The 13,155-nt window shown below is 62.6% G+C and carries 11 protein-coding genes and 1 pseudogene; 4 read left to right on the forward strand and 8 right to left on the reverse strand.

Annotated features, from left to right (window positions below; genetic code table 11):
- Nucleotides 1-523: 523 nt before the first annotated feature.
- From FHY19_RS21880 to FHY19_RS21905, 6 genes are all read right to left on the reverse strand, one after another.
- Nucleotides 524-661 (reverse strand): hypothetical protein, encoded by a 138-nt coding sequence (locus FHY19_RS21880; protein WP_259168565.1) that lies wholly within the window; start codon nt 659-661, stop codon nt 524-526.
- A 543-nt stretch (nt 662-1,204) separates the two neighbouring features.
- A complete protein-coding gene (locus FHY19_RS21885; RefSeq protein WP_259168566.1) occupies nt 1,205-1,762 on the reverse strand; it encodes an SMI1/KNR4 family protein in 558 nt (185 codons plus the stop codon).
- Nucleotides 1,763-2,085: 323 nt separating this feature from the next.
- Entirely contained in the window at nt 2,086-2,625 is a 540-nt protein-coding gene (locus FHY19_RS21890) for an HAD family hydrolase (RefSeq protein WP_259168567.1), read from the reverse strand.
- Between the two features lie 865 nt (nt 2,626-3,490).
- Nucleotides 3,491-3,763, reverse strand: a complete 273-nt coding sequence (locus FHY19_RS21895) for a hypothetical protein (RefSeq protein WP_259168568.1) — start codon at nt 3,761-3,763, stop codon at nt 3,491-3,493.
- A gap of 410 nt (nt 3,764-4,173) precedes the next feature.
- Nucleotides 4,174-4,572, reverse strand: coding sequence for a DUF1801 domain-containing protein (locus FHY19_RS21900; protein ID WP_259168569.1), 399 nt, complete (start codon nt 4,570-4,572; stop codon nt 4,174-4,176).
- Between the two features lie 69 nt (nt 4,573-4,641).
- Entirely contained in the window at nt 4,642-4,905 is a 264-nt protein-coding gene (locus FHY19_RS21905) for a hypothetical protein (RefSeq protein WP_259168570.1), read from the reverse strand.
- Between the two features lie 319 nt (nt 4,906-5,224).
- Here FHY19_RS21905 and FHY19_RS21910 point away from each other — a divergent pair.
- Nucleotides 5,225-6,191 (forward strand): annotated as a pseudogene (locus FHY19_RS21910) (integron integrase).
- A 16-nt stretch (nt 6,192-6,207) separates the two neighbouring features.
- Here the strand turns inward: FHY19_RS21910 and ilvD are convergent.
- Entirely contained in the window at nt 6,208-8,046 is a 1,839-nt protein-coding gene (ilvD, locus tag FHY19_RS21915; protein WP_259168571.1) for a dihydroxy-acid dehydratase, read from the reverse strand.
- A gap of 407 nt (nt 8,047-8,453) precedes the next feature.
- Between ilvD and FHY19_RS21920 the strand changes: the two genes are divergently transcribed.
- Entirely contained in the window at nt 8,454-8,720 is a 267-nt protein-coding gene (locus tag FHY19_RS21920; protein WP_259168572.1) for a YkgJ family cysteine cluster protein, read from the forward strand.
- Between the two features lie 21 nt (nt 8,721-8,741).
- On the opposite strand, the gene FHY19_RS21925 is transcribed toward FHY19_RS21920, so the two are convergent.
- Nucleotides 8,742-9,287, reverse strand: a complete 546-nt coding sequence (locus FHY19_RS21925; RefSeq protein ID WP_259155938.1) for a gamma carbonic anhydrase family protein — start codon at nt 9,285-9,287, stop codon at nt 8,742-8,744.
- An 895-nt stretch (nt 9,288-10,182) separates the two neighbouring features.
- Here FHY19_RS21925 and FHY19_RS21930 point away from each other — a divergent pair.
- Both FHY19_RS21930 and FHY19_RS21935 read left to right on the forward strand, forming a co-directional pair.
- On the forward strand, nt 10,183-11,493 hold the full coding sequence (locus FHY19_RS21930) for an MFS transporter (RefSeq protein ID WP_259168573.1): 1,311 nt from the start codon (nt 10,183-10,185) through the stop codon (nt 11,491-11,493).
- A gap of 150 nt (nt 11,494-11,643) precedes the next feature.
- A complete protein-coding gene (locus FHY19_RS21935; protein WP_259168639.1) occupies nt 11,644-12,900 on the forward strand; it encodes an HD-GYP domain-containing protein in 1,257 nt (418 codons plus the stop codon).
- Nucleotides 12,901-13,155: the final 255 nt, after the last annotated feature.

Here is a 13,155-nt window from a genome sequence, read left to right on the forward strand (position 1 = left end):
CCCTCAGCGTCACCGAACGTCAGTTGCATGGATCACTCCTCAACATGAGGCGGATAGTGTCGCGTATCTGTAGTGCGTTATTCAGAGATTCCTTAGTACGTAGATTCGCCTCCAAAATGGCCTTCGCGATTGCGTCGGCTTGTGTCCTTTCCATCTTGCGATGATTCCTCATAGCGATTAACGCCTGAATCAAGTCGAGCCGCGAAGCGGCGTCGGCTTGAATGAATTGTCACGCCTCATTTCCATTGCCCGTGGTGGCCTTAAGACCTGCTTTGTGCGGGGCCGCATTTGCCCGGAAGCGAATCCGGTCGCAGCGTCCACAAAAATCATCGGGTGTTGAGTCAGTGCAGAAGCAATTAGCAGCTAACCAACGCAGGTCCTCCACGTCTAGCCAGAGTGCCACGCGGCCTTGCTCCAACTCACGAGAATGATCTGTCGGTTCGATGGGTTTGGAGCTCTCTGTCATTAGGTCTAACACGTTAGTTAAGCTGCTCCACGAAGAGGCGTTGGCTTGGACGAATCGTTAAGCCGTGCATCGCGTCCTTACAGAGACTGTTGCTAATTGTGCTGCCGCGACGATCGAGCTTTGATAAGCATCAAGATCGGCTGAAGCATTGACCGCCGCAGCGATCGGGAAAGCCACATCCTTCATAATCTCCATGTACTGCTCCGTCTCCGTGCATCCATACGATTTCTCAGGTGCTGGGGCTTCCTTTTATAGCATCATTGATGCCCATAGAGCATTAGATCCAATAAGGAGCGTTATCACCACAATAAGCCATACTCTGAGTTGCGATATTGCCATCTCGCTGCCTAATGCTTGAAGTAAGCCGAGTTGCGAAGCAACTTCGGCTTGAAATGAGTTATTAGGCAGTGAGTGGCCGCGAAGGTTGGATGGTGCAACCATGCTCCCCAGCACTACGCCTGGACCGAGTGTGCCACAGCTCGCGGGTTGAGGCTTGCCCAGCGACGCTGCTGCGCGTAATGCCACCGAAGCCAAGTGCAATGAGCGCAGCGCGGTAACGACGGACAAGTGCGAAGAACCGAACTTGCCCCACCCATAACGGTGATGACTGCTGTCCGGAGCCAACCGCATACACGCCAGCGAACTCACCGAAGCAGCAACCACCAACGCATTTGCTCCACCACTGCCTAACGTCTGAATTAAGCTGCGCTGCGAAGCGGGTTCGGCTTGAATGAACTGTTAGGCGCCATCCGGAACATCTAAGTATTCACCATCCCACTCTGCACGCTCTAGCCATGAAACAAATACGGCGACAAACTCGTCGAAGGTTGCCGCAATAAAGCGCTTGGTGTCCTCGTCGCGTCCAAATGCGATCACTTGCCCTGATTTTCCAAGCGTGTCCGGGTCAAAATCTAGGCCAATATGGTTCCCGCCTGCGTCGTGAGTGAACGGAATCCAGGCCTTATTGCAGTACATGGCCCTAATAGTGCCCGCTGGTTCCGACTGCATGAACTCAGCGCAATCAGCGTTCATTTCCTCTTCGTCGATGGAGCGCCAATTGTCCCATTGCTGCCGTATCCCAGCAATTGAGAGAAATTCTTGACCGAACATGAGTCCAAAGCCTTTCTGGCCATTGTGCGTTGAGAGGAATTTCGTGGCGGACTCAGGAAGAGCGCAGCCAACATGGCGCTCTAGGCCGGAAATCTCGTCTTCGCTGGCTCCAACAGAAAGTCCCATCTCATCTAAGCAGCCGAGCTCTGCCAGCCGGCGTTCAATACGTGCCCAGGAATCTTTCATTTGGTCTCCTTGAACTCTGTGTGGCGCCTAACGCCTGAGTTAAGCCGACGCGCGAAGCGGGTTCGGCTTGAATGAATTGTTAGGCATCTGATATCCGCCTATTCCAGTCGGAGCCCTCTTTTGCCTCTCCGCATTGTGTACAAACGTATTCGCCAGTGTTAGAGCCCAAGTGATACTCCTGCTCAATGTGCAGGTGCTCGCAAGGCTTGTCTCCCCATGCCTGACGAAGTTTTGCCGCGGCCAACATCTGCATATATCCCTCTTTCGATGCCTAACACCGGAGTTAAGCCGAATCCGCGAAGCGGGTTCGGGTTGAATGATTATTAGGTCTCGTTAGCGGTCTTGCGCCAGGAGCGCTTTTCAATCTTTCGGACATTAGGTGCCTTCGCCAACGTAGGCAAGTACTCACCTAGGTGGAACAGCTCCCGGTCCGCCAGATCACCGAAGAAGGGCCTTACTCTGACGAGGTTCCCGTAGTGTTTGGCTAGTTTGGCGGGAGTGTCATCCACCATCAATACCTGTTCAAGCTGGTAACCCTTGCGCTTGACCTTGCCAAGATTCTTTGTCCACTCATAGTCGTGCTGCTCTGGATAGAAGCGCATCGTGCAGCGCTCTCGCGACCATACAAACTTGAGGTCGGTGCTGGGTGGGAAGATGGCTGCGACAACCGGGTCGGCGTAAAAACGGGTGGAAGATGTCCATACCGCCAGATCAAAATGTGAGCTCACCGTAGACAGGAACGAGTCCAATCCAGGGCGCCTGTAAACGGCGTACGGCCCAACCTCAAAGTCGGGGTCGCGGTCCAGGCAAGCCTCGGTTGCATGGACGAGTGTCTCGTCGAGATCTAAAATTAGTAGTGTCATGCAATGCTGGGTGTGGGCCCTAAGGCCTGAGTTAAGCCGCGTCGCGAGGCGGCGTCGGCTTGAATGAATTGTTAGGCCCCATACCCGGGAACCCAAGGGTGCGACTGGACAGCCGCGACGTGCCCACCAGAAAGAAGTCGCCAAAGTTCGAACGCGTGCTGCGGCGAAGGAAGCCGCATGTGCCACGGGCCTTCACCGGTTTCAACGTTCTCAAGGACGACGAGGCCGCTACCGAGAACGCTCGCGCACCATCCAGATTCGTGGCTGAGCGAGACATTGGGATGTTCGGGATCCGGCGCAGCTAGGGATCCAAGCAGCTCGGACATTGCCGCCTCATCTGGCGAGATGACCATGCTTCCCATTCTGTCGTACGCGCAATAGCTCATATGGGGCCTAACGTCTGAATTAAGCCGACCCGCGAAGCGGGTTCGGCTTGAATGAATTGTTAGGGCCCATACGCGAACGCCGCAACAGCGACCCCTGTGACTAACGCCGCCGATAGTGTAGCTGACAGCCGCCGATGGAAAGGTGGCATGCGATAGCCAACGAAGGCAGCGACTAGGACCGACAGAGCGACCGCCGCGACCATTAGGGAAGCAGCAGTGGCCGGGAACCAGTCAGCCGAGCAAGTGGCAGAAGTGGCGGAATAGTCAGGCTGTGAGAAGTCCGTGGTGGACTCCACGCCACGAAGTGGCCCAGGGCACAACAGCAAGGCGGCCCCGCGGCCAAGTGGATAGAGCATCCATGACGCAAGAACACCCAGCGCAATGGTTGGCAACAGCAACAGCCAGCGCAAAGCTTGCTTCATGGGCTCTAACGCCCGAATTAAGCCGACCCGCGAAGCGGGTTCGGCTTGAATGAATTGTTAGGCCTCAACCCAGATCTCGGAATCCGAGAGAGACGCTAAAGTGCCAAGCTGATCTCCCACGAGAATACCAAGCTGGGTGGCATCGCTGAAGCATCTAGTGAACGACTCGACGCCGAGGGCTATGAGGCTGTGACGCTCACCATTTGATAGAGCCAGCACAGAGGTCTGACCAACAAGCAGCTGGGCATCCGAATCCTCGCTGCGTCCAACGATGACCTTACCTCTCCCCGGCACGTCAAAGCTGTCATGAACGGTCAGAAGTTTTCTCATGAGGCCTAGTACCCGAATTAAGCCGAGCTGCGGAGCAATTTCGGCTTGAATGAGTTGTTAGGCAGTGAGTGGCCGCAACGGTTGGATGGTGCAACCATGCTCCCCAGTACTGCCGCCTGGACCGAGTGTGCCACAGCTTGCGGGATGGAGCTTGCCCAGCGATGCAGCGGCGCGTGATGCCACCAAAACCAAGTGCAATGAGCGCAGCGCGGGAACGACGTGCCAAGGCGAAGCACCGAACTTACCGCAACCAGCAACCATGATGACTGCTGTCCGGAGCCAACCGCATGCATGGCCTGCGAACTCACTGAAGCAACAACCACCAACGCATTTGCTCCACCAATGCCTAACGCCTGAGTTAAGCCGCGCCGCGAAGCGGCGTCGGCTTGGACCAATTGGTAGCCCGCGACCTAGGCCGGCACATGTTGCGCCCACTGGCGGACGATGTGCTGCACCTGGGCAACCCGCGTTGCAACCGAGCCGGGTCCCGGGAAACTGATGCAAGCGCGGTCCGGCCCCAGCCATTGCAACAGACTTTCGGGATCCACAATCGAGTTGCGTGCGATAGAGGTCTTCTTGACGCCGAGGTGCAGGATGAGCTGAAGCGGAACCTTGCCGTTCAGGCGCATGGTCGCGAAGTGCTCGCCGGTATAGAAGCTCGGGGCGTTCCACTTAATCTCTTCCCCGATGCCGTCGACTGACGCCAGGATCGCGAAGCGCAAAGTTTCGACGTCCTCCCGCAGCGGCGAAGCAAGGCCTGCGATGTAATCGGCGACGGAAGCTGCGGAAGGAGACTTGCGACTACCCATAGCGGCTCCTAAGCGGGCTAACGCCTGAGTTAAGCCGACCCGCGAAGCGGGTTCGGCTTGAATAAATTGTTAGAGCCCTGCCCGCGACAGCGCATGAGTCAACTCCAACTGGTTGCAGCCATGGTCCTGCAGGATGCCGTCAGCATCTAGCACCCCAACCTGAAATCCCTCCTCAACGTCCTCGTAGTAGAGCAGGCCAGATGGCAACTCCGCAACGACAAGGACCTGCTCCAAGGCACGGCTGCGCTGGAAAGGGACTGAATAAAACGGCACGCGATATGGGGCGAATGCAGCTTGCTGGGTAGGCGAGCAGCTAGGGAACTGATCGGCCACCAGCGCCTCAAGCTCAACGACTGTAATGGGCTGCCAAGTTTCCAAAGGGCTCTAACAATTATTCGAAGTCAAAAAGGTGCGTAGCACCGGGGGTGTAGTACGTAATCTCTGACCTCCACACCAAGTGCATTTCCATTGGTTCTACCGCGACATCCCGATCGTGGTGCGTGACCACGGTGCGTAAACATGTCGCATTCCCCTGCGGCGACTCATCGCAATGCGACCGTATCATTCCGATCGAACGGCTTCAATGTCTCCGTCTGCATCGGCCGCCAGGCAGCCGTCCTCGGCAGCGCCTAGCGGGCGACGGCCTGCCAGGCTGTTGGACCGCGTCCGCGATCGGTTGCAGCGGCTGGGCCGTGCCAAGCGCACCGAGTATGCCTATGTTGGTTGGATTCGGCGCTTTATCCCGGCCAACGACAAACGCCATCCAGAGACGATGGGAAAGCGCGAAGCGGAGGCGTTCCTGACCATGCTGGCGGCGCGCGATGGCGTGGCGCCTTCCACGCAGAATCAGGCACTGGCCGCCTTACTGTTTCTGTATCGCGAGGTGTTGGGACGCGATCTGCCATGGATGGACGAGATTCGGCGTGCCAAGCGGCCGCGGCGGTTGCCGACCGTCCTGAGTGAGGTGGAGGTCATGGCGGTGCTGGCGCATATGGAGGGGCGTCACGCACTGATGGCGGCACTCCTCTACGGAACCGGCATGCGCCTGATGGAGTGCGTGCGCCTACGCATCAAGGATGTGGATGTTGCGCGCAACGAGATCGTGGTGCGCGATGGCAAGGGTGGGAAGGACCGCCGCACACTGCTGCCGCAGTCATTGCGCGATGCGCTGCAGCTCCAGTTGGACGAAGCCAAGCGCGTGCATGCGCGGGATCTGCAGGTGGGCGCAGGTGAGGTCTGGCTTCCGCACGCGCTGCTGCGCAAGTATCCCAATGCAGCGCGTGAGCCAGGATGGCAGTATCTGTTCCCGGCGCCGCGTCGTAGCGTGGATCCGCGCGGGGGGGGGGGTGGTTCGCCGCCATCATGTGGACGAGAAGGGTTTGCAGCGTGCGGTGAAGGCGGCCTGTCGGCAGGCAGGGCTGAACAAGCCGGCCAGCTGCCACACGCTGCGGCATTCTTTCGCAACCCATCTGCTCGAAGCCGGGTACGACATCCGCACCGTGCAGGAGCTGCTGGGTCACAAGGACGTGGCGACCACCCAGCTCTACACCCATGTGCTGGGGCGAGGCGCGTCGGCGGTGCGCAGCCCGCTCGATCGTCAGCCGCAGGCTTGGCGATAAGTGCTGCTTGCACGCTTCAGCCGTCCAGCATCGCCTTATCGCGCACCGCACCCTTATCCGCACTGGTCGCCAGCAACGCATACGCCTTCAACGCCGTGGTGACCTTGCGCGGGCGCACCTCCACCGGCTTCCAGCCCTTGGCGTCCTGCTCGGTGCGACGACTGGCAAGGTCTTCGTCGGACACCAGCAGGTTGATCGAGCGGTTAGGGATATCGATCAGGATCTTGTCGCCGTCGCGCACCAGGCCGATCGCGCCGCCTGCGGCGGCTTCCGGCGAGGCGTGGCCGATCGACAGGCCCGAGGTGCCGCCGGAGAAGCGGCCGTCGGTGAGCAGGGCGCATTGCTTGCCCAGGCCCTTGGACTTGAGATAGCTGGTGGGGTAGAGCATTTCCTGCATGCCGGGGCCGCCCTTGGGGCCTTCGTAGCGGATCACCACGATGTCGCCGGCCTTCACTTCGTCGGCAAGGATGCCCTTGACCGCCGAATCCTGGCTCTCAAAGACACGCACATTGCCTTCGAAGACGTGGATGGATTCGTCCACGCCCGCGGTCTTCACCACGCAACCGTCGCGGGCGATATTGCCGTACAGCACGGCCAGGCCGCCTTCCTGCGAGAACGCGTGCGCGACATCGCGGATGCAGCCTTCGCTGCGGTCGGTGTCCAACGTGTCCCAACGTGTGGCCTGGCTGAAGGCGATCTGCGTGGGGATGCCGGCCGGGCCGGCCTTGTAGAACGTGTGCACGGTTTCAGTGTCGGTCTGGGTGACGTCCCACTGCGCGATGGCGTCGGCCAGCGTGCGTGCGTGCACCGTGGCCGCGTCGGTGTGCAGCAGGCCGCCGCGCGCCAGCTCGCCGAGGATGGCCATGATGCCGCCGGCGCGGTGCACGTCTTCGATGTGGTACTTCGGCGTGTTCGGGGCGACCTTGCACAGCTGCGGCACGCGCTTGGACAGGCGGTCGATGTCGCGCATGCCGAACGGCACCTCGCCTTCCTGCGCAGCGGCGAGCAGGTGCAGGATGGTGTTGGTCGAGCCGCCCATGGCGATGTCCAGCGTCATCGCGTTTTCGAAGGCTTCGAAGGTGGCGATGCCGCGCGGCAGCGCGGTGGGGTCTTCGCCGCCGTACCAGCGATGGCACAGCTCCACCGCCACGCGTCCGGCGCGCAGGAACAGCTGTTCGCGGTCGGCGTGCGTGGCCACCACGGTGCCGTTGCCCGGCAGCGACAGGCCCAGCGCTTCGGTCAGGCAGTTCATCGAGTTGGCGGTGAACATGCCCGAGCACGAGCCGCAGGTGGGGCAGGCACTGCGTTCGAACTCGGCCACCTTTTCGTCGGAGGCGCTGTCGTCGGCGGCGATCACCATCGCGTCGATCAGATCGAGTTTATGCTCGGACAACTTGGTCTTGCCGGCTTCCATCGGCCCGCCGGAGACGAACACGGTGGGGATATTGAGCCGCAGCGCGGCCATCAACATGCCCGGGGTGATCTTGTCGCAATTTGAAATGCATACCAGCGCGTCGGCGCAATGCGCATTGACCATGTACTCGACCGAGTCGGCGATGATCTCGCGGCTGGGCAGCGAATACAGCATGCCGTCGTGACCCATTGCGATGCCGTCGTCCACGGCGATGGTGTCGAACTCCTTGGCCACGCCGCCGACGCGTTCGATCTCGCGCGCGACCAGCTGGCCGAGATCCTTCAGGTGCACATGCCCGGGCACGAACTGGGTGAAGGAATTGGCGATGGCGATGATGGGTTTGTGGAAGTCGCCATCGCGCATGCCGGTGGCGCGCCAGAGTGCGCGCGCGCCAGCCATGTTGCGGCCGTGGGTGGAGGTCTTGGAACGGTATTCGGGCATGGCGATGTCGACGACTGATCAGCGAGCGGTGGCTGGCAATTAGAGCGCGTCGCGACTGTTGCTGCTGCAACCGTCACGGCGGGTTCTGGTGATCGGTCACGGTAGCACGCAGCTGCCAGGCAGGAGCGTGGCGCCAGGCGGGCACGGACGCGATGCGCGCGCGCGGCCACGCAGGCATGCGACCAGCCGAGCGGTTCATCGATGCGAAGCGACACCCTCGCTTTCCAGGCTGCGCACCGGCATGCCGGTGCGGGAGCAGCCACCGCAACGACTGCGCTCACCGTCAGGCGGGTGCGCCCGCCCCGCGGCAACGTTGTCGATTACGCGGACTGCGGTCCTCGCGTGCCTCGACCAGATCCACCGGACGCTCGCTCGCTACGCGCTGCTGGCCGCTCTAAACTGCGCACATGACCGCTACCATGTCGTGCCGCACCGGCTGTGCCGCGTGCTGCATCGCGCCCTCGATCAGCTCGCCAATTCCCGGCATGCCCAACGGCAAGCCGGCCGGGGTGGCGTGCGTGCAGCTGGACGCGCAGTTGGGCTGCCGGTTGTTCGGGTCGCCGCAGCGCCCTGCGGTCTGCGGCAGCCTGCGGCCGTCCATGGAGATGTGCGGTAACTCGCGCGAGCAGGCCTTGCGCATGCTCGCTGCGTTGGAGCAAGCGACCCAGCCTTGACGGCGCCTGCCCACGCCACGATCAGGCGCCGCCGGTGCCGCCCAGATACTGATCCTTGAGCCGCACGTAATGCTGTGCGGAGTAATGCAGGCTTTCGATTTCCTTGTCGCTGAGCGTACGCGCCAGCCGGGCCGGATTGCCGAGCCATAATTCCGCCTCGCCAACCACCTTGCCCGGGCCCACCACCGCACCGGCACCGACAAATCCGTAGCGTTTGATGGTGGCCCCATCCAGCACGCAGGCGCCCATGCCGATCAGGCACAGGTCTTCGATGGTGCAGGCATGCAGGATGGTGCCGTGGCCCACGGTGACATCGGCGCCGATCACGGTCGGATAGCCGGCCTTGTTGAACGGGCTGTGGTGGCTGACGTGGATGATGGTGCCGTCCTGCACATTGGTGCGCGCGCCGATCTGCACATGATTGACGTCGCCACGGATCACCGTGCCCGGCCATACCGATACATCGTCGCCCAGGCTGACCTTGCCGATGATGGTGCAGGCCGGGTCGACGTAGACGCGTGCGCCCAGCTGTGGGATGTGGTCCAGGAACGGGCGAATCGGGGGCACGGCACTCTCCGGCAAGTCAGCGTGCCGCCAATTGCGGACACCGGTGGATGATACCTGTGCGGTGCGTGTCGCTGTGGCAGCGGCGGTGCTGCGCTGTGGATGCACAGGACGCAGATGTGCGACATGGGTGCAGGGGGCGGGGCGTATCGATGCATGCTGGGTGATGCTGTGGTTATCGCAGCAGGTGAGTGACGCGATTTGAAGTCATGCGCAATGCTGTTGCATGCGCATGCCGCAGATCCGGCGATCAGACGAAAGAGGCGGCCCTGCAGCTGCCCACGATGCATGCGCGACCGGGAGCGGCCAGCAGTACTGCTGCGCGACCAATGGGCGGGCCCGCCCGCTATCCGGAATCGGCATGCACCACTCGTATCCCGCTTCTGAGCGCTCAGTCCACACCTGCCCGGCGACTGTCAGCCACGTTTCCTCAGCCGTCCTGAGCCGCATAGAGCGTTGCCGCGATGCTGGCTGCCGGGATGGCGCCTTGCGCAAGATGGCGCGACACTCCGGGCACGCGCCGCACGCGCGTGTTGAGGACGATTTCGAACAGCTGGCGAGGTAACGACGCAGCTACGAGCGGTGCAGCCGCCCGATCTGATCGCCAAGCGCGCGCCATGTCTGGAGGCGCATCAGACAACGCAGACACCTCATCCGAACGCAGCGTTGCGCAAGCGAAGGCCATTGGGCCTGCATCCGATAAGCGCACAACACTGCGGTAATCGGTCTTGAACGGTACCGGCAATCGGCCTAGCGTGCATGCCATTGCGGCGTATCGCTCGTGTCCGCCGCACACGCGCAGGTCTTCACACTTGCGCCTGCGCGGCGTCCCCCTGCCGCAGCGGGAATGCACGAGCGCCAACGCTGCACCAGATCAGCACGCTCATAGGCTACGCCAATGCTGCAAAGCACCTCAACGTCCGCACACTTCGTCCTGGAGCGCATGACGCCGTTCCAATGGAGGGCCGTGGCAGTGTGCGTGCTGCTGACGATGCTCGACGGTTTTGACGTGATGGCGATGGCGTTCACCGCCCCGCATGTGTCGGCCGACTGGCAGTTGTCGGGCAAGCTGCTGGGGGCGCTGTTCAGTGCCGGGCTGGTCGGCATGGCAGTGGGGTCGCTGTTGCTGGCGCCGTTGGCAGACCGCATCGGTCGCCGTGCGCTGATCCTGGTGTGTCTGGCCATCCTGACCGTCGGCATGGGCGCATCCGCATCGGCAGGCAATGCGTGGCAGCTGGGCGCGCTGCGGGCGTTCACCGGGGTCGGGATCGGCGGGATGCTGGCCTGCGTGGCGGTGACTGCGGCCGAATATTCCACCGCACGCTGGCGCAGCACGGCGACGGTGTTGCAGGCCACCGGCTACCCGGTCGGGGCGACGATTGGCGGAGCGATCGCAGCGCTGCTGTTGCAACACTGGTCCTGGCCATCGGTGTTCTGGCTCGGTGCGCTCGGTTCGCTGCTCTGCGTGCCGCTGGTGCTCGCCTTCTTGCCCGAATCGCTGGAATTCCTGATCGCCCGACGGCCTCCCCATGCGCATGCGCGCTTCAATGCGGTGCTGGCCCGCATGGGGATGCCGCCGCAGCCGCAGTTGCCGTTGCCACCGGCGCAAGCGGACGGACAGGCGCAGGGGTATGCGGCCTTGTTCGTGGGGGCGCTGCGGCGGCAATCGCTGCTGATCGCGCTGGCGTTTTTCCTGCTGATGTTCGGGTTCTATTTTGTGCTCAGCTGGACCCCCAAGCTGCTGGTCACCGCCGGCCTGTCGGCTGCGCAGGGCGTCACCGGCGGGGTGCTGTTGAATCTGGGCGGCATTGTCGGCGGCACGCTGTTCAGTTGGCTTGCCCTGCGTGGGCGCCTGTCGCGGCTCACGGCCGGCGCACTGGTGCTGGTGGCGGTCGGGATGGCCGCATTCGGTTTGAGCAGCACCGTGCTGAGCTGGGCATTTGCCACCGCATTGCTGACCGGCGCAGCCCTGACGGCGGCCATGGGTGGGCTGTATGCGGTGGCGCCGGTGGTCTTTAACGCAGCCGTGCGCTCCACGGGCATGGGCTGGTCGATCGGGATCGGGCGCCTTGGCGCCATCGTCTCGCCGCTGTGCGCCGGGGTGCTGCTGGATGCCGGTTGGTCGCCGGCCATGTTGTATCTGGCCTGCGGCGTACCACTGTTGTTTGCCGCTGCTGCGGTCGTGGCGATGCGCCTGCCGGAGCGCTGAACGGCTTGGCTGGCGGTGCCCGATGCCGGCCGGGGAGGCAGCTACGGTTGCGCCCGCAGACCAAAGAAATCGCCACCGGTGCCGATAACTCCGGAGACCGCCAAGCCCTTGGCGGACTCTTCCGTGGACATCGTGCAGACCAGCGCCGGCATGCTCAGAACCATCGACTCCGACCAACTCCGTCCCGGCATGTATGTCTACAAGCTGCTGGGCGCGTGGGTGCACCACCCGTTCTGGAAGACATCGTTTCTGGTCGATTCCGACGACGTGGACAAGATCCATGGCAGCCGGATCGAGCAGCTGGTGATCGACACCGCCCGCGGCCTGGATGTGGACACCGGCGCGGCGGTCGGCGAGCAGCAGGCGGATGGTGCGCCATCGCCGCCGCCCTCCACGCCGGGGCCGGAACCGGAACCACCGGAGCCGGCTCCCACCGCGCGCAGTGCGCGCACCAACAGCGTCACCGCGCAGGTCGGTATCGAAGCCGAAGTGGTGCGGGCGCGGCGTATTTTCGAAGACGGCCGCGACACGGTGGAGGAGATGTTTCGCGACGTGCGATTGGGGCGCACTGTCGACACCGAGGCCGCCATGCCGTTGGTGGAAGCCATCAACGATTCGGTGCTGCGTCATCCGCAGGCCTTGATCAGCGTGGCGCGGCTCAAGACCGCCGACGACTACACCTATCTGCATTCGATGGCCGTGGCCGGGCTGATGAGCGGACTGGCGCGGCAACTCGGCCTGCCCGAGGCGCAGGTGGTGGAAGCGGCGATGGGCGGTCTGCTGCACGACATGGGCAAGGCGGTGACGCCGCTGGAGATTCTCAACAAGCCCGGCCGGCTCACCAATGAAGAAATGGAGGTGATGCGCCAGCATCCGCTGGATGGGCATCGCCTGCTGGTGGCCGGCGGCGTGCAGAATGCGGTGGTGCTGGAAATCGCGCTGCATCATCACGAAAAGATGGACGGCAGCGGGTACCCCAATCGCCTGGTCGGGCAAGAGATCTCGCTGATGTCGCGGATGGGCGCGGTGTGCGATGTGTACGACGCCATCAGTTCCGACCGCCCCTACAAACGCGGCTGGGACCCGGCCGAATCGCTCAAGCAGATGGCTTCCTGGAAGGGTCACTTCGACCCGGCGATCTTTCAGGCGTTCGTGCGTCGGCTGGGCATCTATCCGGTCGGCTCGCTGGTGCGGCTGGAATCGCAGAAGCTGGCCGTGGTGATCGAACAGACCCCGGACGCGCTGCTCAAGCCCAAGGTGCGCGTGTTCTATTCGGCCAAGCTGCGCAGCCACGTGCTGGTGCAGGACATCGACCTGTCGCGGCCCGATTGCCAGGACCGTATCGCGCAGATGGAAAGCCCGACCGACTGGGGCTTCCGTGATCTCGAGAAACTCTGGCTGCCGTAAGCGCGCCGCGCAGGGCGGCCTTGCCGTGCGCTGCATGCGCAGCGCGGGCAGCGATGACCTCGACACACCGCTGCGGCACCAACCCCACGGCAGCCACCGCAGCTGGCCTGGCTGCGCCCTGCACTTGCCCCCACACCCGACCGGCACCCGCCCGCTAGCGAGCGCGACCATGCTGCGCTGCAGCTTGGCAATGTAGTTATGATCCATAACTATTCCGAAACGCAATCACTTGCCGACCGGATCTCATGTCCACCT

The organism is Xanthomonas sp. 4461 (assembly GCF_024806475.1).
Taxonomy (GTDB): domain Bacteria; phylum Pseudomonadota; class Gammaproteobacteria; order Xanthomonadales; family Xanthomonadaceae; genus Xanthomonas; species Xanthomonas arboricola_F.